24 protein-coding genes and 1 pseudogene are annotated in these 24,385 nt (G+C 71.7%); 5 read left to right on the top strand and 20 right to left on the bottom strand.

All coding sequences use genetic code 11. The features are described 5' to 3' along the window. Positions 1-120: 120 nt before the first annotated feature. The 4 genes from OG490_RS26835 (at position 121) to OG490_RS26820 (ending at position 4,078) form a co-directional block, all read left to right on the top strand. On the top strand, positions 121-900 hold the full coding sequence (locus OG490_RS26835) for an ABC transporter ATP-binding protein (RefSeq protein ID WP_330298824.1): 780 nt from the start codon (positions 121-123) through the stop codon (positions 898-900). Continuing rightward, positions 882-1,955 carry a hypothetical protein gene (locus tag OG490_RS26830; RefSeq protein ID WP_330298823.1) on the top strand — a complete coding sequence of 358 codons (1,074 nt, stop codon included), beginning with the start codon at positions 882-884 and terminating at the stop codon, positions 1,953-1,955. The genes OG490_RS26835 and OG490_RS26830 overlap by 19 nt, the downstream gene beginning before the upstream one ends. A 23-nt stretch (positions 1,956-1,978) precedes the next feature. Then, the gene (locus OG490_RS26825; RefSeq protein ID WP_330298822.1) at positions 1,979-3,082 is read left to right on the top strand and encodes an LOG family protein; all 1,104 of its coding nucleotides are present in this window, start codon (positions 1,979-1,981) and stop codon (positions 3,080-3,082) included. Between the two features lie 87 nt (positions 3,083-3,169). Continuing rightward, positions 3,170-4,078, top strand: a complete 909-nt coding sequence (locus tag OG490_RS26820; RefSeq protein WP_330298821.1) for a hypothetical protein — start codon at positions 3,170-3,172, stop codon at positions 4,076-4,078. An 81-nt stretch (positions 4,079-4,159) separates the two neighbouring features. Here the strand turns inward: OG490_RS26820 and OG490_RS26815 are convergent, their stop codons facing one another. The 9 genes from OG490_RS26815 to rpsB all read right to left on the bottom strand — a co-directional run bounded on the left by OG490_RS26815 (position 4,160) and on the right by rpsB (position 14,095). Next, positions 4,160-5,182 carry an ABC transporter ATP-binding protein gene (locus tag OG490_RS26815; RefSeq protein WP_330298820.1) on the bottom strand — a complete coding sequence of 341 codons (1,023 nt, stop codon included), beginning with the start codon at positions 5,180-5,182 and terminating at the stop codon, positions 4,160-4,162. Next, positions 5,182-6,798 carry an ABC transporter permease gene (locus OG490_RS26810; RefSeq protein ID WP_330301081.1) on the bottom strand — a complete coding sequence of 539 codons (1,617 nt, stop codon included), beginning with the start codon at positions 6,796-6,798 and terminating at the stop codon, positions 5,182-5,184. Before OG490_RS26810 ends, OG490_RS26815 begins: the two co-directional genes overlap by 1 nt. Before the next feature lie 83 nt (positions 6,799-6,881). Further along, positions 6,882-7,982: a thiamine ABC transporter substrate-binding protein gene (locus tag OG490_RS26805; protein ID WP_330298819.1), complete on the bottom strand. Its 1,101-nt coding sequence runs from the start codon at positions 7,980-7,982 to the stop codon at positions 6,882-6,884. 251 nt (positions 7,983-8,233) lie between these two features. After that, positions 8,234-9,346: a 23S rRNA (adenine(2503)-C(2))-methyltransferase RlmN gene (gene rlmN / locus OG490_RS26800; RefSeq protein ID WP_330298818.1), complete on the bottom strand. Its 1,113-nt coding sequence runs from the start codon at positions 9,344-9,346 to the stop codon at positions 8,234-8,236. A gap of 160 nt (positions 9,347-9,506) precedes the next feature. After that, positions 9,507-10,586: a phosphatidate cytidylyltransferase gene (locus OG490_RS26795; protein ID WP_330298817.1), complete on the bottom strand. Its 1,080-nt coding sequence runs from the start codon at positions 10,584-10,586 to the stop codon at positions 9,507-9,509. Next, the gene (gene frr / locus OG490_RS26790) at positions 10,586-11,143 is read right to left on the bottom strand and encodes a ribosome recycling factor (protein ID WP_330298816.1); all 558 of its coding nucleotides are present in this window, start codon (positions 11,141-11,143) and stop codon (positions 10,586-10,588) included. The genes OG490_RS26795 and frr overlap by 1 nt, the downstream gene beginning before the upstream one ends. Before the next feature lie 100 nt (positions 11,144-11,243). Continuing rightward, positions 11,244-12,023, bottom strand: coding sequence for a UMP kinase (gene pyrH / locus OG490_RS26785; RefSeq protein WP_330298815.1), 780 nt, complete (start codon positions 12,021-12,023; stop codon positions 11,244-11,246). Positions 12,024-12,185: 162 nt separating this feature from the next. Then, positions 12,186-13,022 (bottom strand): translation elongation factor Ts, encoded by an 837-nt coding sequence (gene tsf, locus OG490_RS26780; protein WP_330298814.1) that lies wholly within the window; start codon positions 13,020-13,022, stop codon positions 12,186-12,188. A gap of 137 nt (positions 13,023-13,159) precedes the next feature. Further along, positions 13,160-14,095 carry a 30S ribosomal protein S2 gene (rpsB, locus tag OG490_RS26775; protein WP_330298813.1) on the bottom strand — a complete coding sequence of 312 codons (936 nt, stop codon included), beginning with the start codon at positions 14,093-14,095 and terminating at the stop codon, positions 13,160-13,162. A gap of 170 nt (positions 14,096-14,265) precedes the next feature. Here rpsB and OG490_RS26770 point away from each other — a divergent pair. Then, a pseudogene (locus tag OG490_RS26770) lies at positions 14,266-14,709 on the top strand (peptidoglycan DD-metalloendopeptidase family protein); the annotation flags it as partial. 99 nt (positions 14,710-14,808) lie between these two features. On the opposite strand, the gene OG490_RS26765 reads toward OG490_RS26770, so the two are convergent. From OG490_RS26765 to lepB (OG490_RS26715), 11 genes are all read right to left on the bottom strand, one after another. After that, positions 14,809-15,366: a TetR/AcrR family transcriptional regulator gene (locus OG490_RS26765; protein ID WP_330301080.1), complete on the bottom strand. Its 558-nt coding sequence runs from the start codon at positions 15,364-15,366 to the stop codon at positions 14,809-14,811. A 69-nt stretch (positions 15,367-15,435) separates the two neighbouring features. Beyond that, entirely contained in the window at positions 15,436-16,272 is an 837-nt protein-coding gene (whiG, locus tag OG490_RS26760; RefSeq protein ID WP_330298812.1) for an RNA polymerase sigma factor WhiG, read from the bottom strand. Between the two features lie 209 nt (positions 16,273-16,481). Further along, a complete protein-coding gene (gene dprA / locus OG490_RS26755; RefSeq protein WP_443065982.1) occupies positions 16,482-17,630 on the bottom strand; it encodes a DNA-processing protein DprA in 1,149 nt (382 codons plus the stop codon). Positions 17,631-17,794: 164 nt separating this feature from the next. After that, entirely contained in the window at positions 17,795-19,420 is a 1,626-nt protein-coding gene (locus OG490_RS26750; protein WP_330298810.1) for a YifB family Mg chelatase-like AAA ATPase, read from the bottom strand. Further along, a complete protein-coding gene (locus tag OG490_RS26745) occupies positions 19,420-19,791 on the bottom strand; it encodes a YraN family protein (RefSeq protein ID WP_330298809.1) in 372 nt (123 codons plus the stop codon). The genes OG490_RS26750 and OG490_RS26745 overlap by 1 nt, the downstream gene beginning before the upstream one ends. Positions 19,792-19,944: 153 nt before the next feature. Then, positions 19,945-20,253, bottom strand: a complete 309-nt coding sequence (locus tag OG490_RS26740; RefSeq protein ID WP_005311352.1) for a DUF2469 domain-containing protein — start codon at positions 20,251-20,253, stop codon at positions 19,945-19,947. A gap of 54 nt (positions 20,254-20,307) precedes the next feature. Further along, the gene (locus OG490_RS26735; RefSeq protein WP_330298808.1) at positions 20,308-20,838 is read right to left on the bottom strand and encodes an NUDIX hydrolase; all 531 of its coding nucleotides are present in this window, start codon (positions 20,836-20,838) and stop codon (positions 20,308-20,310) included. Then, positions 20,828-21,604, bottom strand: coding sequence for a signal peptidase I (gene lepB / locus OG490_RS26730; protein WP_330298807.1), 777 nt, complete (start codon positions 21,602-21,604; stop codon positions 20,828-20,830). The genes OG490_RS26735 and lepB (OG490_RS26730) overlap by 11 nt, the downstream gene beginning before the upstream one ends. Positions 21,605-21,647: 43 nt before the next feature. Next, positions 21,648-22,571 (bottom strand): signal peptidase I, encoded by a 924-nt coding sequence (gene lepB / locus OG490_RS26725; protein ID WP_330298806.1) that lies wholly within the window; start codon positions 22,569-22,571, stop codon positions 21,648-21,650. Positions 22,572-22,675: 104 nt separating this feature from the next. Further along, the gene (gene lepB, locus OG490_RS26720; protein ID WP_443065881.1) at positions 22,676-23,524 is read right to left on the bottom strand and encodes a signal peptidase I; all 849 of its coding nucleotides are present in this window, start codon (positions 23,522-23,524) and stop codon (positions 22,676-22,678) included. A gap of 40 nt (positions 23,525-23,564) precedes the next feature. Further along, positions 23,565-24,380 carry a signal peptidase I gene (gene lepB / locus OG490_RS26715; protein ID WP_330298805.1) on the bottom strand — a complete coding sequence of 272 codons (816 nt, stop codon included), beginning with the start codon at positions 24,378-24,380 and terminating at the stop codon, positions 23,565-23,567. Positions 24,381-24,385: the final 5 nt, after the last annotated feature.

Genomic DNA, 24,385 nt, shown 5'->3' with positions numbered 1-24,385 from the left:
AGAACGAGAGGGTCCGGGCCGTGTGCTGTCACCATCCAAGACGTTCATCTCTTTACATCTCATTGCGGTGCCAGTGACCTACGCGGCTCCGCTTCGTTCCCCCGGACGGAGGTGTACGCCATGGTGGCTCCACCGGACAAAGCTCCGCCAGACAATGCCCCGCCCCAGGACGACGTGCTCTGGGCTCGGTCCCTGCACTACTCCCACAGCGGTTCGCCCGGACTCATCGGGGTCTCGATCGGCATCCGCGCGGGTGAGATCCTCGCCGTCACCGGCCCCCGCGGCAGCGGCAAGACCACCCTGCTGCGCTGCCTGTCCGGGCAGCTGCTGCCCGAACAGGGCGAGGTCTGGTTCAACAGCGTCCCCGTGCACACCATGGGGGCCCTGGCCCGCGAGCGGCTGCGCCGCGACCGGTTCGGCTGGATCGGCCCCGAACCGCAGCTGCTGCCCGAGCTCCGGGTCTGGGAGAACGCCGCCCTGCCGCTGCTGATCGCGGGCGCGAGCCACCGCAGCGCCAAACGGGCCGCCTGCGAATGGCTGGACCGCCTCGACATCGGCGCCTTCGCCCGCAAGCGCCCCGGCGCCCTCAACCGCGCCGAGTCCCAGCGCGTGGCCCTCGCCCGCGCCCTCGCGGGCGAACCCGCCGTGATCTTCGCCGACGAGCCCACGGCCCCGCTGCACCGCGCCGAGTGCGCCCTGCTGCTCCGTACCCTCACCACCGCGGCCCGCTCGCACCGGATCACCGTGGTGCTGGCCACCCACGACGAGGAGACCGCGGCCGTCGCCGACCGGCGGGTCGCCCTGCTCGACGGACGCCCAGCCGCCGCCGCGGCCGCCGCCCACCAGACCGCCTTCCCCCAGCCCCCGGAGGACCAGGCCGCGTGCTCGCTCTCCGCCTAGCCCGCGGCTCCCGGCCGCTCGTCCAGCTCCGCCGACTGCTGGTCGCCGCAGCCTCCGCCGGGAGCGGCTTCCTGCTGCTGTACGTGCTCGCGCAGGCCACGGCCCGCCCAGCCGGATCGTTCCCTCGGCTGCTGTGGGCCCTGGTGCCGCTCGCCGTCACCGTCCAGTTCGCCGTCGCCGTGGCCCGTACCGACCCGGCGACCGCCCCCCGGGACGGGCTGGACGCGGCCGGGCTGGGACCCGTACGGCTCACTCTGGTCGCGGCGATTTCCACCGCCGTCGCCTGCACCCTCGGCAGCGCCGTGGCCCTGGCCGTCTTCCTCCACCTGCGCGGGGACGTGGCCGGGCTGCCCTTCGACGGAGCGGGGGCCGGGCTGCTCCACGCCGAGCAGCCGCTGCCCGTGGCCGCAGCCCTCACCCTGCTGGCCCTGCTCCCGCTGGCCGCCTCCATCGCCACCGCCCTCGCCCTGCGCCCCCGACCCCGGCCGGCCCCGCAGACCGTGCTGCCCTGGGGCATCGCACTGGCCGCCTGCGGACTCGCAGCCCTGGCCTACGCCGGGCCCGGCGGCGCCGGTCCGCCGGCCGGCTGGGCACTGACCGCCGCCGGGCTCGCCCTCGCCGGTCCCGGCCTCGCCTACGCCTGCGGGGCACTGGTCCAGTCGGTACGTCCGGGCGCGCTGCGGCTGCTGGCCGGCCGGACCCTCCAGGAGGAAGCCCCCCGGCTCGGCGCCCCGCTCGGCGTCCTGTGCGCGGTCGGCGCGGGCGCCCTCAGCGCCGTGGCCCTGCGCGACCGCGGCGGCCTGCAGGTCCCACTCGGGCCGCTGACCGCGCCGGCCGCCGCGCTGGTGGTGCTGTGCGCGGCCGCCACCCTGCTGACCTCGGCCGTCGAGGTCCGCCAGGCCCGGGCCACCACCCGCGCGACCCTGACCGGCATCGGCGCCCCGGCGGGCGTGCTGCGCAGCGCCGCCACCGTACGGGCGCTCGCGCTGGCGGCCGGGTGCCTGCCGCTCGTGTGGGGTGTCGCACAGCTGACGTCGCTGGCATTGACCCACTGAGGCGAGCCCTTAGGGTGGGCCGAATGGTCAATCGATACATCGACACCGAGATCGAGACGCTCGCCGAATTCGACCGGGTCGTGGCCCGCGGCTCGCTCAGCGGGTACCGGATCCAGTCGGTGAACCTGCTCGAGCGCACCTTCGCCCTGCTGTCCGCCGACACCTCAGCGGCCGTGTTCCTGGGCTGCGCGATGGAGCCCGACGCCTCGGTGAAGGTGCGCGCGGACGGCGCGCTGGTCTTCCAGCCCGTCCCCGACCTGCCCTTCGACCCGTACCGGGGGCTGCTGTACACGGCCGAGGAGCTCTTCTCGGGCCTCTCCGGCGGCTACGAGGCCACCCCTGACGCCGAGACCTACGCCTGGTTCCAGGAGACCAAGGCGGACGGGGACGTCTTCTCCTCGATGCTGCGCTCCATCCACGACGACGCCATCTCCGACGCCCTCGACGAGCACCTCGCCGGCGCCCGCGTGGTCGGTGTGATGGGCGGCCACGCCATGGCCCGCGGCGGCGCCGAGTACCGGGGTGCGGCCGAGCTCGGCCGGGCGCTGACCCGCTCCGGGCTGACCGTGGCCACCGGCGGCGGTCCGGGTGCGATGGAGGCGGCCAACCTCGGCGCCTACCTCGCCGAAGCCCCCGACGAGGCCCTGCCCGAGGCCCTGGAGATCCTGGCCGAGGTCCCCTCCTTCGCCCCGTCGGTGTCCGACTGGGCGCGGGCGGCCTTCTCCGTACGCGAGCGCTGGCCGGCCGGACCGGGCGGTGACTCGGTGGGGATCCCGACCTGGTTCTACGGGCACGAGCCGCCGAACGCCTTCGCCGGCCACATCGCCAAGTACTTCGCGAACGCCACCCGGGAGGACGGGCTGCTCGCCCGGTCCAACGCGGGCGTGGTGTTCCTGCCGGGCGCCGCCGGCACCGTCCAGGAGATCTTCGACAACGCGACGCCGAACTACTACGGATCGCGGGGCGAGCCCACCCCGATGATCCTCGTCGGACGCACCCACTGGACCGAGCACCTCCCGGCCTGGCCGCTGCTCCAGGCCCTGGCGCGCGGCCGCGCGATGGAGTCCCGGATCGCGCTCGTGGACTCCGTGGACGAGGTTCCGGCGGTACTCGCCCAAATGTCCTGACCCCGCCAGGCAACTTCTCGGGCCCTCCACTCGTCTGGCAGAGGTACGCACACCGCAAAACCTGCCAGACGTGAACGGAGCCCTCGGGTGCTCATAGGCCTGCTGACCGCGATCGCGGCATCCATCTGTTACGGCACGGGATCCGTCCTGCAAGCCGTCGGCTCCCGGCGGGCGGCCCGGACGACCCCGGCCGCCGCGGGAGTCACCCAGCATGGCGGCCCGAACCTCTCCTCCACCGCGAAAGCCGCGATGACCTGGGAGTTCATCGTCGGCACCATCCTGGACTTCGTGGGCTTCGGCCTGGGCGCCATCGCGGCCCGCCTGCTGCCGCTGTTCCTCTCGCAGACCGTCATCAGCGCCAACCTGGTGATCACGGCCGTGCTGAGCGTGAAGATGCTCGGCATCCGGCTGACCCGCAAGGAATGGACCTCGATCGGCGTGGTCTGCACCGCGCTGATCCTGCTGGCGACGGCCGCGGGCCACGAGGGAGGGCACCACGCTCCGGCGGCCACGCACTGGTGGCTGCTGGGGGTGACCCTGCTGATCATCATCGGCGGCACGGTGGCGGTACGTTTCCTCGGTGCCCGCGCCGCGATCCTGGCGGGCCTGCTGTCGGGTCTGGCCTTCGGCGCGCTGGGCGTCGGCGTGCGCATCCTGAACGGCATCGAGCCCTTCTCGCTCGCAGGCCTCCTCTCCGACCCGGCGCTCTACGCCATCGTCGTGGCGGGGGCCGGCGGCATGTACCTCCACACGGTGGCGCTCCAGATCGGCTCGGTGAACGGGGCCACCGCCGCCCTGGTGGTCGGCGAAACCGTCCTGCCGGGTGCGATCGGCGTGCTCTGGCTGGGTGACGCCTCCCGCCCCGGCATGGCCTGGCTGGCGGTACTCGGCTTCGTCCTCGCCGTCACCGGCGCGGTGGCGGTGGCCTGGTACGGCAACCACGGGGAGCCCGAAGCCGCTGCGGAACCGGAGAAATCCAGCCTCGCCGGCGTTTGAGGCGCGGGGGTCCGGGGGTCCGGGGGCGGAGCCCCCGGTTTCGGGAAGGGGCGGGGTGGGGGAAAGCTCCGCGCAGCGGCGCTACTCCCCCGGCAGCACGACCACCTCGGCCGGAGCAAAGCCCACCGCGACCCGGTCCCCCACGGCGGGCGCCCCCGCCAACGCGCACTCGGCCTCCAGCACCGGCCCCGCCGCCGGCCGCAGCAGCAGCGCGACGTGCGTCCCCCGGAAGGTCCGCGAGATGACCTCGCAGCTCAGGCCGTCCGCTCCCAGAAGGACCCCCGCGGGCCGGATCAGCATCTTCCGCTCTCCCTGCGGGGAACCGGCCGGCACCGGGACCTCCCCCCACGGGGTCGAGGCGACACCACCGGACACGATCCCCGAAACCACGTTCTCGAAGCCCAGGAACCGCGCCACGAACTCCGAGGCCGGCCGCTCCCAGACCTCCAGCGGAGTCCCCGCCTGCGCGATCCGGCCGTCCCGCATCACGACCACCCGGTCGGCCAGGGCGAACGCCTCCCCCTGATCGTGCGTGACGGCCAGCACGGTGGTCCCCAGGCGGGAGAACAGCCCCTGAAGCTCCACGACCAGGCGCTCGCGCAGCCCCCGGTCCAGCTGGCCCAGGGGCTCGTCCAGCATCAGCAGCCGCGGGGACGGAGCCAGTGCCCGCGCCAGCGCGACGCGCTGCTGTTCGCCGCCGGAGAGCGAGGCCACCGCGCGGCCCTGGGCCCCGGGAAGCCCGACCAGCTCCAGCAACTGGGCGACCTGGCCCTCGTAGGCCGCCTTCGAGGAGCCCCGCATCCGCAGTCCGAACGCGACGTTCCCGCCCACGTCCCGGTGCGGGAACAGCTGATGGTCCTGGAACATCAGGCCCACCCCCCGCCGGTGCACGGGCACTGCGGCCTGGTCGGCGCCGCCGAGCAGCACCCGGCCGCCCGAGACGCGCTGGAGCCCGGCGACGACCCGCAGCAGGGTGGACTTGCCACTCCCGCTCGGCCCCAGCACGCACACGGTCTCGTGCTCGGCGACCTCCAGGTCCACGGCGTCCACGACCGCACGCTCACCGAAGCGGACCGACACCCCTTCCAGCTGAAGCAGGGTCATCAGAACTCTCCGGAAGTCTTGTCGGGCCGCAGTCGCTCCAGCAGCAGCAGGGACACCGCGCACACCAGCATCAGGATCGTGCTCAGGGCCATCGCCTGCCCGTAGTTCATCTCCCCGGCCCGCCCCAGCAGCCGCGCCACGGCGACCGGCAGCGTCGGATGGTCGGGCCGTGCGATGAAGACGGTCGCCCCGAACTCCCCGAGGGACACCGCGAAGGCGAAGCCCGCCGCGATCAGCAGGGCCCGGCGCACCATCGGCAGGTCGACCTCGCGCCAGGCCCGCAGCGGCGAGGCCCCGAGCACGGCGGCGGCCTCGCGCAGCCGCCCGTCCACCGCGCGCAGCACGGGCAGCATGGTCCGTACGACGAAGGGCACGCCGACCAGCGCCTGCGCCAGCGGCACCAGGATCCACGAGGTCCGCAGGTCCAGCGGGGGTTTGTCGAGGGTGATGAGGAAGCCGAAGCCGACCGTGACGGCGGACACCCCGAGCGGCAGCATCAGCAGGGCGTCGAAGCCGCGTACGAAACGGCCCCCGCGCCGGGTCAGTGCGGCGGCCGCGAGCCCGCCGATGAGCAGCGCGATGGCGGTGGCGGCCAGCGCGTACTGGAGGGAGTTCCAGATGGCCTCCAGCGGTGGCACCAGGAACGTTCCGCCGCCGGCGCCCACTTGCTGGAGCGCCCGGTAGAAGCCGAATCCGTAGCCGCCGGGGGCGTCCAGCGAGCGCTCGACCAGCACGGCCAGCGGCGCCACGATCAGCAGCACCACGGTCAGCAGCACCCCGCCGAGCAGGGAGCGCTGCGCCCAGCCGCGCGGCCGGTGCGTGGTGCGCCCCGGGTCCACGAGCCGCAGCGCGGTCTCCCGCTTGCGCACGGTCCAGGCGTGCACGCCGAGGATCGCTCCGACGGCAAGGAATTGAACCATCGTCAGCACGGCCGCCGTCGGCAGGTCCAGGAGCTGCGCGGTCTGCCGGTAGACCTCCACCTCCAGGGTGGAGTACGCGGGCCCGCCCAGGATCTGCACGACGCCGAAGGAAGTGAAGGTGAACAGGAACACCATCAGCGAGGCGGCGGCCACCGCCGGGGCGAGCGCGGGCAGCGTCACCCGGCGCCAGGCGGCGAACCGCCCGGCGCCCAACACCCGGGCGGCCTCCTCCTGGCGCGGGTCCAGCTGCGCCCACAGGCCGCCGACCGTGCGGATGACCACGGCGTAGTTGAAGAAGACGTGCGCGAGCAGGATCGCCCAGACCGTCGTGTCGAGGCGGATCCCCCACACCTCGTCCAGCAGGCCGTTGCGACCCACGAGTGCCAGGAACGCGGTGCCGACCACCACGGTCGGCAGCACGAACGGCACGGTCACGAGCGCCCGCAGCAGTTGTTTGCCGGGGAACTCGAAGCGCGCGAAGACGTACGCGCCGGGGAGTGCGATCAGGAGCGTGAGCGCCGTGGACGCGAGCGCCTGCCAGGTGGTGAACCAGAGCACTTCACCGATGTCCGGCCGGGCCAGCACCTCGCCGATCCGCCCGAACTGCCAGCCGTCGTCGGTCTTGAGCCCGCGCCCGACGATCGCGGCGACGGGATAGGCGAAGAACAGCCCGAAGAAGACGAGCGGCACGGCCATCAGACCGAGCCTGACGGCCGTGGCCCGCCCGCTCTCCTTCGCGGGAGCACTCACAGGAGCACTCACTCGGCTCACGCGTCCGGCTACTTGACGACGAGCGTGGACCAGGTCTTGACCCACTGGTCACGGTTCTTCGCGATGGCGTCGGGTGCGACCGTCTCCGGCTTCTCGATCACGACGCCGTGCTTGGTGAACAGCTCCGGCAGCTTCGCGTCCTTGGTCACCGGGTTCACGAACATCTGGAGCGGCATGTCCTCCTGGAACTTCTTGGAGATCAGGAAGTCCAGGAGCGCCTTGCCGCCCTCCTCGTTCTTTGCTCCCTTGAGCAGGCCCGCGAACTCGACCTGACGGAAGCAGGTGCCGGTGGCGACGCCCGTGGGGGCCTCGGCCGGCTGCGGCTCGCCGTAGAGCACCTCGACCGGCGGGCTGGAGGCGTAGGAGACGACCAGCGGGCGGTCGCCCTTGGCCTTCTTGCCGCCCGCCGAGCCGGAGAAGCGCTCGTTGTAGGCCTGCTCCCAGCCGTCGACGACCTCGACGCCGTTGGCCTTGAGCTTGCTCCAGTAGTCCTTCCAGCCGTCGTCGCCGTACTTGCCGACGGAGGCGAGGAGGAAGCCGAGGCCGGGCGAGGAGGTCGCGGCGTTCTCGGTGACCAGCAGGTTCTTGTACTCCGGCTTGATCAGGTCGTCCAGCGTCTGCGGCGGGGCGATCTTCTTGTCGGCGAAGTAGGCCTTGTCGTAGTTGACGCAGATGTCACCGGAGTCGATCGGGGTGACCCGGTGCTCCTTGTCGAGCACGAACTCCGGCTTCACGTCGGCCAGGCCCTTGGCCTCGTACGGCGTGAAGATGCCGTTGTCGAGGGCGCGGGAGAGGAGCGTGTTGTCCACGCCGAAGAAGACGTCGCCGCGCGGGGAGCCCTTGGTGAGGATCTCCTGGTTCAGGGCGGCGCCGGCGTCGCCCGACTTCAGGACCTTGACGGTGTAGCCGCTCTGCTGCTCGAACTCCTTGAGGACCGTGTCGGTCACGTTGAAGGAGTCGTGCGAGACGAGGGTGATCGTCTTGGACTTCGGGGCCTCGCTGGCGCCCGAAGCGGACTTGTCCTTGGCGTCGCCGCCACAGGCGCTGAGCGTGGTGACGCCGAGCGCGGCCGCGAGCGCGACGCCCGCGATCTTCTTGGTGGTGCTCATTGGTGCATTCCTCCTGGGATGTCCAGGAGAAGACGCGGCCCTGCCCGGCGCTCTGTGGAGCGGACGCCGGGCAGGGCGCAACAGCTTGAGTGGTGACCGAACTTCCTACCCCGAATGACCGGGGCGAGGTTCAGAGGGTCTGCGGTGACGGTTACCGCACTCTCAGCGCTGTGGCGCTCCCCTGTCGGAATATGAAGTTTGTTCGGCCACAGACTACCCCGTGGCCGATTGCAAACCTTAACTGGCGAAAATCAACGCTCCGACGCGGCGAGCTGCCCGCACGCGCCGTCGATCTCCTGGCCACGGGTGTCGCGTACGGTCACGGGCACTCCGTGGCGGGCGATGGCCTCCACGAAGGCCTTCTCGTCCTCGGGCCGCGAGGCGGTCCACTTCGAGCCGGGCGTCGGGTTCAGCGGGATCAGGTTGACGTGCACCCGCTTGCCCTTGAGCAGCTTGCCGAGCAGGTCGCCGCGCCAGGCCTGGTCGTTGATGTCGCGGATCAGGGCGTACTCGATGGAGATCCGGCGGCCGGACTTCTCCGCGTACTCCCAGGCCGCGCCGAGCACCTCGCGCACGTTCCAGCGGGTGTTCACGGGGACCAGGGTGTCGCGCAGCTCGTCGTCCGGCGCGTGCAGCGAGACGGCGAGACGGCACTTGAAGCCCTCGTCGGCGAAGCGCAGCATGGCCGGGACCAGGCCGACGGTGGAGACGGTGATCCCGCGCTGGGACAGGCCCAGGCCGTCGGGCTCCGGGTCGGTCAGGCGACGGATGGCGCCGACGACGCGGTTGTAGTTGGCGAGCGGCTCGCCCATGCCCATGAAGACGATGTTCGACAGCCGGGCCGGGCCGCCGGGCACCTCTCCGTCGCGCAGGGCGCGCATGCCGTCGACGATCTGGTGGACGATCTCGGCGGTGGACAGGTTGCGGTCGAGACCCGCCTGGCCGGTGGCGCAGAACGGGCAGTTCATGCCGCAGCCGGCCTGCGAGGAGATGCACATGGTGACCCGGTCGGGGTAGCGCATCAGCACGGACTCGACGAGCGTGCCGTCGTGCAGCTTCCACAGGGTCTTGCGGGTGGTGTCGTCATCGCACGAGATGTGCCGCAGGACGTTCATCAGGTCCGGCAGCAGCTCCTGCTGGAGCTTCTCGCGGGACGCCGCGGGGATGTCGGTCCACTCGGCCGGGTCGTGCGCGTACCGGGCGAAGTAGTGCTGCGAGAGCTGCTTGGCCCGGAACGGCTTCTCACCGATCGCGGCGACGGCCTCCCGGCGCTCCTCGGGCGTGAGGTCGGCGAGGTGCCGGGGCGGCTTCTTCGCTCCACGGGGGGCGACGAAAGTGAGCTCTCCCGGAACAGGGCGGGCCATGGCAGGTACTCCTTGTAAGACGAAAGGCGCGCCGCAGAAGCAGCGCGCCCTCCAAGAGTAACCGCCTCGGCCCTGCCAAAGCCTTCCGTCGTACGTCGCCCCAGCTCAGCGGGGTCCCACCGATGAAAAGCCGGCAGCCCGGGGGCTCCGCCCGCCCGGATCAGCCGGTGCCGACGAAAGCGGCGAGCAGCAGCCAGACCACCGGGGCCGTGGGGAGCAAGGAGTCCAGCCGGTCCATGATCCCGCCGTGACCCGGCAGCAGCGTGCCCATGTCCTTGATCCCGAGGTCCCGCTTGATCATCGACTCGCCGAGGTCGCCCAGCGTGGCGCTGACCGCGACCGCGAAGCCCAGTACCAGGCCCTGCCACCAGGAGCCCCCGTCGATCAGGAACTCCATGCACAGCGCACCGGCCCCCATCGCGAAGGCCACCGCTCCCAGGAGCCCCTCGCGGGTCTTGCCGGGGCTGATGCGCGGGGCGAGCTTGGTCTTGCCGAAGCGCCAGCCGACCGCGTAGGCCCCGGTGTCGCTGACCACGGTCAGGACCAGGAAGGTGACGACCCGCTGCGGTCCGTCGTCGGCGGTGAGCAGCATCGCGACGAAGGTGGCCAGGAAGGGGACGTAGAACGCGGCGAAGACACCGGCCGTGACGTCCCTGAGGTAGTCCTCGGGCGGCTCGGTCATCCGCCAGACCAGGACCGCCAGCGCGGTCAGGGCCATCGCCACCCAGGCGCCCTCGGCCCCGCGGACGTACCCGGCGATGACCATCGCCGCGCCGCCGATCGCGAGCGGGACCAGCGGGGCCTTGATGGCCTTCTTCTCCTGGAGCCGGGAGGTGAGCTCCCACAGGCCCACGACGACCGCCACGACGACGACGCCGACGAACACCGCCTTGACGATGAACAGGGAGGCGAAGATCACCGCGCCGAGGCCGACGCCCACCCCTATGGCGGCACGCAGGTCCCGCCCCGCACGCTTCTTCTGAGGCGGCGGGGAGGAGTCCTGCGGGGCCTGCGAAGGCGGGGGCGGCGGGGGGCTGGGCATGGGCTCCTGCGGCGGCGTCTCGGCGCGGAAGAGGGAGCCGCCGTCAGCGGCGGCCCCCCGATCGCGTGCTTCCCGGTCGTCGAAGTCACGGCCGGCGGCATCGGGCACGATGGGCATGGGCCGAGTGTGCGGGCCCGCCTGCGCATCGTATGCGGGACCCGCCGGAACCGGCTCCGGCTGCCAGGAAGTGTCGTTCATCAGACTTCGAGGAGCTCGGCTTCCTTGTGCTTCAGGAGCTCGTCCACCTGCGCGACGTACTTCGCGGTGGCGTCGTCGAGCTCCTTCTCGGCGCGGCGCACCTCGTCCTCGCCGGCCTCCTTGTCCTTCACCATCTTGTCGAGGGTGTCCTTCGCCTTGCGGCGAACGGCGCGGATGGAGATCTTGGAGTCCTCGGCCTTGGTCTTGGCGACCTTGATGTACTCCTTGCGGCGGTCCTGCGTCAGCTCGGGGAAGGTCACCCGGATGATGCGGCCGTCGTTGCTGGGGTTGACGCCCAGGTCGGAGTCGCGGATGGCCTGCTCGATGTTGCGCAGGGCCGACGCGTCGAAGGGCGTCACGATGGCCATGCGCGGCTCGGGCACCGCGAAGGACGCGAGCTGGTTGATGGGCGTGATGGCGCCGTAGTACTCCGCCACGATCTTGTTGAACATCGCCGGGTGCGCACGGCCGGTGCGGATCGCCGCGAAGTCTTCCTTGGCGACGACGACGGCCTTCTCCATCTTCTCCTCGGCCTCGAGGAGGGTTTCTTCGATCACCACGTGCTCCTGCATATCAGAAATGGATGGTTCAGGCGGGCGGAGCCGGCTCGCGCCCGGCAGGGCGCGAACCGGCAGCGGTGTGCTCGGCCCGGAGTGCTCAGGCCCGGGTGCCCTGGTCGCTCACGAGCGTGCCGATCTTCTCACCCTTGACCGCGCGGGCGATATTGCCCTCGGCGAGCAGCTCGAAGACAAGGATCGGCAGCTTGTTGTCGCGGCACAGCGTGATGGCGGTGGCATCGGCGACCTTGAGGTCGCGCGAGAGCACCTCGCTGTACTCCAGCGCGTCGAACTTCACCGCGTCCGGGTTCTTCTTGGGGTCGGAGTCGTAGACCCCGTCGACGCCGTTCTTGCCCATGAGCAGGGCTTCGGCGTCGATCTCGAGGGCACGCTGGGCGGCCGTGGTGTCGGTGGAGAAGTAGGGCATGCCCATGCCGGCGCCGAAGATCACGACGCGGCCCTTCTCCAGGTGGCGCACGGCGCGCAGCGGGATGTACGGCTCGGCGACCTGGCCCATGGTGATGGCGGTCTGGACGCGGGAGTCGATGCCTTCCTTCTCCAGGAAGTCCTGGAGGGCGAGGCAGTTCATGACGGTGCCGAGCATGCCCATGTAGTCGGACCGGGCCCGGTCCATGCCGCGCTGCTGGAGTTCGGCGCCTCGGAAGAAGTTGCCGCCGCCGATCACGACGGCGATCTCCGATCCGTCGCGGACCACCGCGGCGATTTCACGCGCGATGGCATGGACTACGTCGGGGTCGACGCCCAGTCCTCCGCCACCGGAGAAGGCTTCGCCCGACAGCTTCAGCATGAAGCGGCGGCCCTTCTTGTCCTGGTCGCTCTTGTCGTCGGAAGCGGTGTGGGGGTCCACGCCCTGATTCATGGAGATCTCCTCGTGCACATACGAAGAAGGCCATTGCCGGTGGGTCCTCGCGGTTCCCTCTACGGCAATGGCCTCCTCGTCAGATCTGCGGTCGCCCTGCGCGAACGCGGGCGACTGCTTCAGACCCTACCGGGGTCCGGTGTCCGTCGCGTACGGACGGACTCAGATGCCGACCTTGATGCGCGAGAAGCGCACCAGGTTGACACCGGCCTCGTCCAGAACCTTCTGGACGGACTTCTTGGCGTCCAGGGCGTAGGCCTGGCCGAGCAGGGTGTTGTCACGGAAGAATCCGTTGACGCGACCCTCAACGATCTTGGGCAGGGCAGCCTCGGGCTTGCCCTCCGCGCGGGTGACCTCTTCGGCCACGCGACGCTCGGACTCGACGATCTCGGCCGGCACGTCCTCGGAGGAAAGCCACTTCGGCGCGAACGCGGCGATGTGCTGCGCGACGCCGCGGGCGACCTCGGCGTTCTCCTTGTCGAGCTCGACCAGGACGCCGATCTGGAACGGCAGGTCGGGCATCGTGCGGTGCATGTACGCCGAGACGTAACCGCCGGTGAACTGCGCGAAGCGGTCCAGGACGATCTTCTCGCCAAGGTTGGCGTTGGCCTCGTCCACGAACGCCTGCACGGTCTTGCCGGACTCGATCTCGGACGCCAGGAGCGCCTCAATGTCGGCCGGGGACGTGGCGGCGATGTGCTTGGCCAGCTGCTCGGTGACGGCCTGGAACTTCTCGCCCTTGGCGACGAAGTCCGTCTCGCACTTCAGCTCGACGAGAACACCGGAGGTGTTGTCCTCGGAGATGATCGAGACGACCGCACCGTTCTCGGCAGAACGGCCTTCGCGCTTGGCGACGCCCTTCTGACCCTTGATACGGAGCGCCTCGACGGCCTTGTCGACGTCACCGTCGGACTCGACCAGCGCGTTCTTGCAGTCCAGCATGCCGACGCCGGTGAGCTCGCGGAGCTTCTTGACGTCAGCGGCGGTGTAGTTCGCCATGAGTCTGTGATTCTCTCTCGAAGTCGTAGATCTACGGGTGAACGGCGGAGGAGGCGCGCTCGTGGCGCGGCCCTCCCCCGCCGTCATCGTCCGTGCTGTGAGTGCCCGGCGCGTGAACGCCGGGCGCTCTCAGTGGGTCAGGCCTGCTCGGCGTCGGCGGCCGGAGCCTCGACGACGGCCTCGGCGACGACCTCGGCCTCGGCGGCCGGAGCGGCCTCAGCGTCGGCCTCGACCTCGACGGCGGGGGTCTCGACAGCGGCCTCGGCCGGAGCGGCCTCAGCGTCATCGGCCTTCTTGTCGCCCTCGAGGAGGTCGCGCTCCCACTCGGCGAGCGGCTCGGCAGCGGCCTTCTCGCCCGGCTTCGAGTCGCCAGTGGCGGCACCGGAACGGGCGATGAGGCCCTCGGCGACGGCGTCGGCGATCACGCGGGTGAGCAGACCGACGGAGCGGATCGCGTCGTCGTTGCCCGGGATCTTGTAGTCGACCTCGTCGGGGTCGCAGTTGGTGTCGAGGATCGCGACGACCGGGATGTGGAGCTTGCGCGCCTCACCGACGGCGATGTGCTCCTTCTTGGTGTCGACGATCCAGACGGCGCTGGGGACCTTCGACATCTCGCGGATACCACCGAGGGTCTTCTCCAGCTTGATCTTCTCGCGAGAGAGGACCAGGAGCTCCTTCTTGGTGAGACCCGAGGCGGCGACGTCCTCGAAGTCGATCGCCTCAAGCTCCTTCAGACGCTGGAGGCGCTTGTAGACGGTGGAGAAGTTGGTGAGCATGCCACCCAGCCAGCGCTGGTTGACGTACGGCATACCAACGCGCGTCGCCTGCTCGGCGATGGCCTCCTGGGCCTGCTTCTTGGTACCGACGAACATGATGGAACCGCCGTGGGCGACGGTCTCCTTCACGAACTCGTAGGCGCGGTCGATGTACGACAGCGACTGGAGCAGGTCGATGATGTAGATGCCGTTGCGCTCCGTGAAGATGAAGCGCTTCATCTTCGGGTTCCAGCGGCGGGTCTGGTGACCGAAGTGGACGCCGCTTTCCAGCAGCTCCCGCATCGTTACGACGGCCATGGCCATCTCCTTGTTTCTCGGTTTGGTTCCTGACGCCCCTGTCGCGCCCTGCCCCCGAAGAAGGGGACCGAGAGACGCTGTCACCCGGCTGCCTGAGCGGCCGGTGCTGGGGCGTGCGAAGTCGACCCGGTGACCCGGATCGCCACAAGAAGTGTACGGGACCCGGCGGTATGCCGGGTGACGTGCTTTTCCACAGTCGCCCGGCCGTCCACAGGCCCGGCGGCGGGCCGCTCGCGGGCGGGACCCTGAGCACCATGACGACGCTCTTCCTCACCCTGCTGCTGACCCTGTCCCTCACCTCCGGGACCCCCTGGAGCCCCGGCGCGCGACCCCTTCCGGCCCCGCTGACGGTGATCCGTTGGTGGGATCCGCCCCCGACCCCGTACGCGGCGGGCCACCGGGGGGTGGACCTGGCGGCGCCGGTGGGCGCGGAGGTACGGGCGGTGGGTCCGGGCCGGGTCCACTACGCCGGCCAGGTGGCCGGGCGCGGAGTCCTCTCCCTCACCCTGCCGGGCGGCCTGCGCACGACGTACGAACCGGTCCGCCCGCTGGTCGTGGAGGGCGAGGAGGTCACGGCGGGCCAGCCGGTCGCCGTCCTTGACGACGGCCCCCACTGCCCGGGGCAGCCCTGCCTCCACTGGGGCCTCCTCCGGGGCGAGACCTACCTCAACCCCTTGGCCCTCGTCCCGAGACCGGCTCCCCGGCTGCTCCCGCTATCCGCCGACGCCCCGCAGGGCCATCGCCACGGCCGCATCGGTGATCACGGAGGGGTCCTCGCCCGAGGCCGCCTCGATCCGGCGGACGGCGGCGTCGACCACCCCCTGCAGGAGCATCGCCGCCAGCCGCGGTTCCTTCTGGCCCAGCGCCGCGAGGGCTTCCACGATCATCGCGATCAGCCCCCCGTGGGCCGCACGGATCTTCTCCCGCGCCCCGGCGTCCAGCTCACTGGCCGAGATCGCCACCACCGCACGGTGGCGCCGGTCCCCCACCAGCCCCAGCTGGCTCCGTACATAGGCCTCGATCTTCGCCTCCGGCGACGGGGCCTCGGACATCGCCGCCTCGATCTCGGCGGCCCACACGGGAAAGTCCACCGCGCAGAGCTCTTCGACCACGGCCGCACGGGAGCGGAAGTACTCGTACACCGAAGACCGGGCGAGGCCGGTCCGCTCGGCGAGGGCGGGGAAGGTCAGCGCTTCCGTCCCCCCTTCTGACAGCAGGGAACGCGCGGCGTCCAACAGGGAGCTGCGCTGCATCGACCGGTGCTCGGCCACGGAGGCCGCTCGAATCCTGGGCACGCATCCACTCTACGGACGTACCGCAAGGCCGTCCCACGCTAGGCCCTAGCGGCCGACGTCCGCCAGCTTCGCCCGCAGCTGCAGTACCGACTTGGTGTGGATCTGGCTGACGCGGCTCTCCGTGACGCCGAGGACATTGCCGATCTCGGCGAGCGTGAGGCCCTCGTAGTAGTAGAGGGTCACCACCGTCTTCTCCCGCTCGGGCAGCGTGTTGATGGCCCGCGCGAGCAGCCGCCGCAGCTCCCGGTCCTCCGCGACCTCGACCGGGTTGTCGGCGGCGGTGTCCTCCAGGGTGTCCATCAGCGAGAGCCGGTCGCCGCCCTCCCCGCCCGCGTGCAGCAGCTCTTCCAGGGCGACCACGTTCGCCAGCGACAACTGGCTGAACACCGCGTGGAGTTCCTCCACCGCGATGCCCATCTCTTTGGCGACCTCGTTCTCGGTCGGGGTGCGCCGCAGCTGGGCCTCCAGGGTGGCGTAGGCCCGCTCCACGGCCCGCGCCTTCTGCCGCACCGAGCGGGGGATCCAGTCCAGCGCCCGGAGTTCGTCGATCATCGCGCCCCGGATCCGGGTGATCGCGTACGTCTCGAACTTGATGGACCGTTCGATGTCGAACTTCTCGATGGCGTCGATCAGTCCGAAGACCCCGGACGAGACGAAGTCGGCCTGTTCCACATTGGGCGGCAGGCCGACGCTGACCCGGCCCGCCACGTACTTCACCAGCGGCGAGTAGTGCAGGATCAGCTGCTCCCGCAGCCGCTCGTCGGCAGTCTCCTTGTACGAGCGCCAGAGCACCTCCAGGGACGAGGGCGCGGTGGGACGCTCGCCGGCTCGTGCGGCGGGGGGCACCGCGGCGCGGTCAGACCCTGAGGTGTGCTGGGGCATGCTTCGCCTTTGCCGGAGCCGGATTCCTTGGGAGCGTAGCGTGACGGAAGTGTCGCGGTGCGCGAAGGGTACGGGATCGAGCGGGCCCGCAAAGGCGTCCCGACTCGCGCGAGCGGCCCGGGACCGGCGCCTGGCGCACGGTCCCGGCGAGTGCCACCGGGAGGACCGCGTCTCTCATCGGCTTCACTCTTCCACCGGAACGCCCCAGGTCAACGACCGCCTCGCCGGGTGGCTCCGGTTTGTGTGCCTCCTCCCCGCCGTGGCCTGGCCAACTGCCATCCGTCGCCCTGCCGTTCGACGAACCCCAGAGAGTGAAGTTCGTACAGTCTGCCGATGACTTCATCGGCGGCGGTGCCCGCGGCGAGGGCCACCTCCTCCGGGTCGGCGAGCCGGCCGGCCGGAAGGGCTTCGAGCACCCGCAGGGTGCCGGGATCCAGCAGGTCCCGGGCGATCACCGGGCCGCGCCGCTCGGGAGCCAGCTCGCCCATCGCTCCGACGAGCTCGATGACCTCCGCGGCGTCCGTGACCAGCACCGCCTCCCCGCGCAGCAGTTCGTGCACCCCGGCCGAGAGCCCGCTCGTCGCCGGGCCCGGGATGCCCATGGTGAACCGCCCCAGCGCCTGGGCCCGCCGGGCGGTGACCAGGGATCCGCTGCGGTGGGCCGCCTCCACCACGACCGTGCCGCGGGTCAAGGCGGCGATGACCCGGTTGCGCAGGACGAACCGGCTCGGCGTGGGATGGCTCCCCGGCGGCAGTTCCCCGACCACGAGCCCCTGGGCGGCGATCCGGCCGAGGAGTCCGGCGTGCCCGCGCGGGTAGGGCACGTCCACCCCGCAGGCCAGCACGGCGGCCGTGGCGCCACCCGCGGCCAGGGCGCCCCGATGGGCCGCGCCGTCGATCCCGTACGCGGCCCCCGAGACGACCACCCAGCCGCGCTCGGCGAGCCCGGCGGCGAGTGTCTGGGCCATGTGTGCCCCGTACGGGGTGCAGGCGCGGGCTCCGACCACGGAGACCGAGCGCAGCGCCCAGGTCCGCAGGCTCGGCCGGCCCCGCACCCACAGCCCGACGGGCCGGGCATCACCCAGCTCGTCCAGCTGGGTCGGCCACTCCGCCGACGGCGGGCAGACGAACCTCCCGCCCGCCTCGGCGACGGCCGCCAGGTCCCGGCGCGGGTCGGCCAGCGCCGCCCGTCTGCGGTAGCCGGCCAGCCTCTCGGCGCCGACCCCGGTCAGCACCCCGGGGTCCGGCTCGGGCCCGGTCAGCAGCCGTATCAGCCCGACCGCCCCGTACGCGCGCAGCCAGCGCCCGCCGTGCTCCTCCCCCGGCTCCAGCACCCGGGTCAGCGCGGCCCTCGCCAGCACCTCCGGCCCGGGCTCCGGCTCCGACTCCGATCCCCTCCCCGGATCCGGCCCGAGCCCAGGATCCGGCCCCGGCCCCGGCTCGGGCCCGGGCCCGGACTCGGAGCCCGAGCGGCCGGTGCGACCAAGGGGGTCGGTCGGGCCGAGGGGGCCGGTGGGGCCGGTCATGACCCGGGGCCCATCGCCGCAGTCGCTCCGCGGGCGATGCCCGTACGCAGTTCCAGGGCGACGGCCACGTCCAACGGGTCGGGGCGGTCGTGACCGCGCAGGTCCGCCACCGTCCAAGCGACCCGGAGCACCCGGTCCAGGCCCCGCGCGGTCAGCAGCCCGCGCTCCAGGTCCCGCTCCGCCTGGGCCATCGCACCCGGCCCGGCCTGCCAGCGGGTCCGCAACTCGTGCCCGGGCACCTCGGCGTTGAGCCGCCACGGGGTCCCGGCCAGCCGGACCGCGGCCCGGTCCCGGGCTTCCCGGACCCGGTCGGCGACCACCGCCGTGGCTTCGCCCCGGCCGCTGCGGCCCAGCAGATCGGAGCGGGTGACCGGCTCGACCTCCACCCTGAGGTCCACCCGGTCCAGCAGCGGCCCGGACAGCCGGGCCTGGTAGCGCCGGATCACCGAGGCCGGGCATTCGCAGCCGGCCCCGTGCAGGGTGTGCCGGCCGCACGGACAGGGGTTGGCCGCGAGGACCATCAAAAACCTGGCCGGCAGCCTCACCACCCCGGCGGCCCGCGCGATGACCACGTGCCCGGCTTCGAGGGGCTGTCGCAGCGCGTCCAGGACCTTGGTGCTGAACTCCGCCGCCTCGTCCAGGAAGAGCACTCCCCTGTGGGCCAGCGACACCGCTCCGGGCCTGGGCACCCCGGCCCCACCCCCGACGAGGGACTGCATGGTCGCCGAGTGGTGCGGAGCGCAGTAGGGAGGCCGGGCGACGAGCGGTTCGCCCGGGGGCAGGAGGCCCGCGACCGAGTGGACGGCGGTGACCTCCAGGGAGTCCTGCCGGGTGAGCGGCGGCAGGATCCAGGGGATCCGCTCGGCGAGCATCGTCTTGCCCGCACCCGGAGGTCCGCTCAGGAAGATGTGGTGGCCCCCGGAGGCCGCCACTTCCAGGGCCCGGCGGGCGCAGTGCTGTCCGGCGACGTCCGCGAGGTCCGGGAAGTCCCGCCCGTCCTCTCCGCCCCGGGCCACCCCGGTACCGAGCCCGGCGCCGGGGACGACCAGCCCGGCCAGCATCGGGTCGGGCCGTCCGGACGGATCCGGTGGATCCTCCTCGGGCACCTCCCCGTCGGTCAGCACCGCGATCAACTGCCGCAGGCTGCGCACCCCGAGCACCGAGACGTCCGGGACCAGCATGGCCTCGGCCGCGCACTGCTGCGGGACCACGACCTGCCGGTATCCGGCCTCGGCCGCGGCGAGCACGGCCGGCAGGATCCCGCGGACGGGTCGCACCCGGCCGTCCAGGCCCAGTTCCCCGATGAGCACGAGATCGGCGATGACCGCGGGGTCGACCACCTCGGCGGCCCCGAGGACCGCCGCTGCGACGGCCAGGTCGAAACCGGCGCCGCTCTTCGGTACCGAGGCCGGGCTGAGGCCGACGGTGAGCTTCTTCTGCGGCCAGGCGGCCCCGGAGTTCACCACGGCCGCCCGGACCCGGTCCCGGCTCTCGATCAGGGTCTTGTCGGGCAGCCCCACCAGGGTGAAGGCGGCGACCCCCGGCTCCAGGTCGGCCTGGACCTCGACCACCACGCCCTCGACGCCCACCAGGGCGACCGAGCAGGCTCGCGCGAACCCCATCAGGCGGCCCCCCTGATGTGCTCCACCACGGGCGCACCGCGCCGCGGCAGCAGGACTCCGACCAGGTCGATGCGGACCCCGCCCGGGGGTGGTCCGCCGTGATCGGCGAGCCAGCGCCCGGCGAGCCGCCGCAGCCGCTCGGCCTTGCCGGGCCGCAGGGCGGCCATGGGGTGTTCGAAATCCCCCGCCCGCCGGGTCTTGACCTCGCACACGACGAGGGCGTCCCCGTCCCGGGCGACGATGTCGATCTCCCCGCTGCGGCACCGCCAGTTCCGCGCGATGACCGTCATCCCGGCCTCGGCGAGCCGCCGCGTCGCGAGCTCCTCGCCGTACCGCCCCAATGCCTGCTGTGCCACGCCCTTCGCGTTCATCCGGCACCACCTCCGGCACCGACGGTCCCGCGTCCCCGCCCACCTTGTGGATCTTGGTGGACAGTCAGGGCATTGTGGACAACCCCCTCACTCCTGCGGGTGAACCGCGCGGCCCAGGAGCACCCCTCCCCGGGCCGCCGGCAAGGGGCCGGCCTAGCTCCCCGGAAGTTCGAGATCGCTCTTGTTGAGCTCCTCGATGTTCACGTCCTTGAAGGTCAGCACCCGTACCTGCTTCACGAACCGGGCGGGCCGGTACATGTCCCAGACCCACGCGTCCGCCATCGAGACCTCGAAAAAGACCTCGCCCTGGACCGAGTGCACCTGCATCTCGTAGTCGTTGGTGAGGTAGAAACGACGTTCCGTCTCGATCACATACTTGAACAGCCCGACGACGTCGCGGTACTCCCGATAGAGCTTCAGCTCCATCTCGGTCTCGTACTTCTCGAGGTCCTCGGCACTCATGGCATGTTCCCCTTCAGCCTGCGTCCCCCTATTGTGCGCCAGGCCCGTGCGCCCCTAAACGATTTCCGGAGCCAGGTTCACGGGCGCACCCGGGGGACCGTCGTCGAGCAGCGTGCGGAGCAGCTCCGCGAGTCTGGTCGGGTACACCGTCTCACGGGCCGCCAGGAGTTCCTCGGAGGTCCACCACCTGGTCCCGGAGACGCTGCGCCGCTCCAGCTCGGTGAGGCCGCCCATCTCTGTCTCCGTGCGGGCGGTCCGGGCCAGGAAGTACCACTCGTCCTGCTGCCAGCGGCGCCCGTCGAAGGGGAACTCGCAGTAGCGGTGCCACAGCACCGGACCCAGCTCCACCTCCGTGATCCCGGTCTCCTCCGCGAGCTCGCGCAGTGCGGCCTCCTCCCGGGTCTCGGACCCCTCCAGGCCGCCGCCCGGGGTGAACCACCAGTCGTCCGCCGGATCGCCCGGCTCGAAGCCGTGGAGCAGCAGGATCCGGTCCTCGGGGTCCAGCAGCACCACGCGCGAGACCCTGCGCGGCCGCTGGCCTCCCGTATCCGGGCCGGCCAGGTCCGGCTTCGCGTCAGCGGACACCGGCCGGCTCCTTCCTCCGGCCGCGCCCGAGGACCCGTACGACGGGCCCGTACGCGGCTCCGAGCAGCACCAGCAGGGCTCCGGCCGCCACGGCCGCCACCTGGAGCCGCAGCGGCCCCGCCTTGGAGATCCCGCCGGGCAGGGCCTCGTAGGTCTGCGGCCGGTCCAGCATCGACATGGAGGGCCACACCAGGGCGTCGACCCGGGCCCGTACGGCCGACCGGGGCACCGTGCCCTGCCCGGCTTCCTGCAGGTGCGCCCGGGAGTCCAGGGAGGTGCCGCGGCGGTCGCCCAGCAGGAAGAGGCTGCCCTCGGGGACGGTCACCTCGAACGGGGTCCGCGAGGCGGATCCGCCCGGCGCGCCCACCACGTCGAGCTTCTCCTCCGCGATGTACGGCTCGTCGAGCTCCTTGCCGTTCACGGTGAGACGGCCGCCCTCGCCACAGCATTTGACGGTGTCCCCGCCGATGCCGACGACGCGCTTGACCATGGGCGAATCGCTCCACTGCGCGTCCTTGAAGATGACCACGTCCCCGCGCCGCACTTCACCGCCGTCGATGCGCTGGGCCAGCACCCGGTCCCCGGGCATCACCGTCGGCATCATCGAGTCGGTCGGCACCGTGTACGGCTGGTACACGACGGCCCCCCACACGAAGCCGCCCAGGAAGAGGGCAAAACCGATGGCCACGGCGATTCCCGACAACACGTTGCCGAAACCGCCGCGGCCATCGCCGTTACCTGCTCGTATCGCTTGTGTTCCGCCCATTGCAGCGCCCCCACACTCGGAGATCGTCGACCTGGGCGGCACCCTACCTGCCAGTACGCCCCGAGGTCAGCTTCCGTCGGCGCCACAGTACGACCGGCACCGCGCCGGCGAACCCGAGAGCGGCCGGGCCGAGCCCGACCGGCGCCAGTCCGGAGGCCCCGAGACCGAGCGCGGTGGCCTTGGCCTGGTTGCCGATGCCCGGCTGGTCGAAGGTGTCCGGGACCGGCAGGGTGGACCAGCGGGTGAGCGGCCACGCGACCACCACGGCCCGCCCGACGACATCGCTGACGGGCACGAAGCCCTGGGTGGAGTCCTGCTGGTGGTAGCGGGAGTCCTGGGAGTTCTGCCGGTGGTCGCCCATCACCCAGATCTTGCCCTTGGGCACCGTGAGCGGCCCGAAGGGGAAGTCGTCGCACGGGGTGTTGCCGGGGAAGATGTACGGCTCGTCGAGGGCCTTGCCGTTGACCATGACCGGGCCGCCCCGCTTGCACTCGACCGTGTCGCCACCGATCGCGATCGTGCGCTTGATCAGGTCCTTCTCCTCCGCGGACGGCATGAGGCCGATCCAGCTGAGGGCCTTCTGCGCGATGTTCGGCTCGGGGGTGGCCTCCCCGCTCAGCCAGTTCGCGGGGTCGTGGAAGACCACGACCTCGCCGCGCTCGGGCTCCGATCCGAACCAGGGCGTCAGCTTGTCGACCAGCACGCGGTCACCCCGCTGAAGGGTGTTCTGCATGGAGTCGGACGGGATCGAGAACGCCTGCACCAGGAAGGTCTTGATCAGCAGAGCGAGCAGCAGGGCGATTCCGACCAGGAGCGGCAGCTCCTTCCAGAACGAGCGGTGCGGGCGTGCCGCCACGCCGTCCGTCTCATCGCTGTCGCGCTGGACGGCATCGTGCTCGTGGGCGTCGTCCGGCTGCTCGCCACCTTCGTCGCGTCCGGACCGTGCGCCTACCGCCACATCCCCCACATCCACTCCTCATTCGGAAATCGACGCCCGGGCCTGATCAGGCACGGGCCCTCCCCTCCCTTAACGACCGGGAGTTCCCGAAGGCGCGGGAGACCCAGGACACACTATGCGAACGACGCGCTCCGACGGCGCCGACGGGGCGCGCGGCGTCCGGCGCGCGCCTGGTCCGGCACCATCCGGAAGGTGGCGGGCTGTTCGAGGCGGCGCCAGTGCCCGAACGGCCAGGCGATCACCACGGCTTGGCCGACCACCTCCTTCTCGTCGACGGTGCCCTGGAAGGCCTCGTCGAGGTGGTAGCGGGAGTCGGCCGAGTTCGCCCGGTGGTCGCCCATGACGAAGATCCGCCCCTCGGGCACGTGGACCTCGAAGCGGATCTCCGAAGGCGCGTTGCCCGGGTTGATGTAGGGCTCTTCGAGCGGCGAGCCGTTGACGGTGACCCGGCCGCGGGCGTCGCAGCACTTCACGGTGTCCCCGCCGACCCCGATGACCCGCTTGATCAGGTCCTGTTCGTCGGCCGAGGGCAGCAGGCCGATGAAGGTCAGGGTCTGCTTGACCTGCTTGACCCCCACCGGGTCCGGTTCCGGACGGTCGCTCTCGCCGCCGAGCCAGCCGCCGGGGTCCTTGAACACGACGACGTCGCCGCGTTCGACCTTGGCGCCGAACCAGGGCGTCAGCTTGTCCACCAGGACCCGGTCGCCGATCCGGATCGTCTCCTCCATGGAGCCCGACGGGATGAAGAAGGCCTGCACCAGGAAGGTCTTGAGGATCAGGGCGATGCACAGCGCGACCACCACCAGCAGGGGCAGCTCTCCCACCCTGCGGGTACGCCGCCTGCGCCGGACCCGGCGGGCCAGCCGTCGCCGGTCCGCCCGGCCGCCGACTTCGGCGCCACCGACTTCGGCGCCACCGGCCTCGGCGCCGCCGGCCGACACCAGGGGCTCGGCGCGGGTCACGGCCTCAGGCTCGTCCCGTTCGCCTCTCGGGCGCCCCCGGCTACCCACGGCCGCCGCCCGCGGAGGCCACTGAGCCCCAGCGCGAGACCGGCCAGCCGATCCCGTCGGCCCGCCCGATCACCTTCTCCACCGGTACCATCCCCCCGCCCGGTTCCCCCAGGTGATCCCGGGAGTCCCGGGACTGGGAACGATGGTCTCCCATGACCCACAGGGTCCCAAGGGGCACGACGATCCGGAAGGGCACCTTGGAGCCCGTGTCGCCGGGGAACAGGTAGGGCTCGTCCAACGGCACCCCGTTGACCTTGATCCGGCCGTGCTCGTCGCACACCACGTCGTCGCCGCCGACGCCGACGACCCGCTTCACGAAGTCGGTGTCGGAGGGCTCGGCCAGTCCGAGCGCCGAGGCCGCCCCGTGCAGGGCGTTCCCGAGGGGGTTCCCGGCCGGGGCCTCGGGCACGAAGGAGCCCGTGCCGTCGAAGACCACGACGTCCCCGCGCTTCGGCTGGTCGCCGAAACGGTACGCCAGCTTGTTGACCAGCACCCGGTCCCCGACCTCGAGCGTGGGCTCCATCGAGCGGCTCGGGATGAGGAAGGGCTGGAGCACGAAGTTGCTGAGCAGCAGCAGGAAGACGGTGCAGACCACGCCCAGCAGCCCGGCCCGCCGCCAGGTCAGCCACCCCGCGCCGTAAGCGGGGTCCGCGCCCGACGCCGTAGCCGCGTCGGAAGCCGTAGCCGCGTCAGGAGCGGAAGCCGCGCCCGCCGGGGAATCCCCTTCGGAAAACACGAAACGCGACCGCCCCTCCCCCTCGTCGGGGGAAGAGTGGCCGCGCTGCGTGTGAGGTGCTTCGGTGTCCATCGGGA

Origin of the sequence: Streptomyces sp. NBC_00503 (assembly GCF_036346895.1) — a bacterium.
In the GTDB taxonomy this organism is placed as follows: Bacteria; Actinomycetota; Actinomycetes; order Streptomycetales; family Streptomycetaceae; genus Streptomyces.
This window is presented reverse-complemented; position numbering and strand designations above follow the sequence as displayed.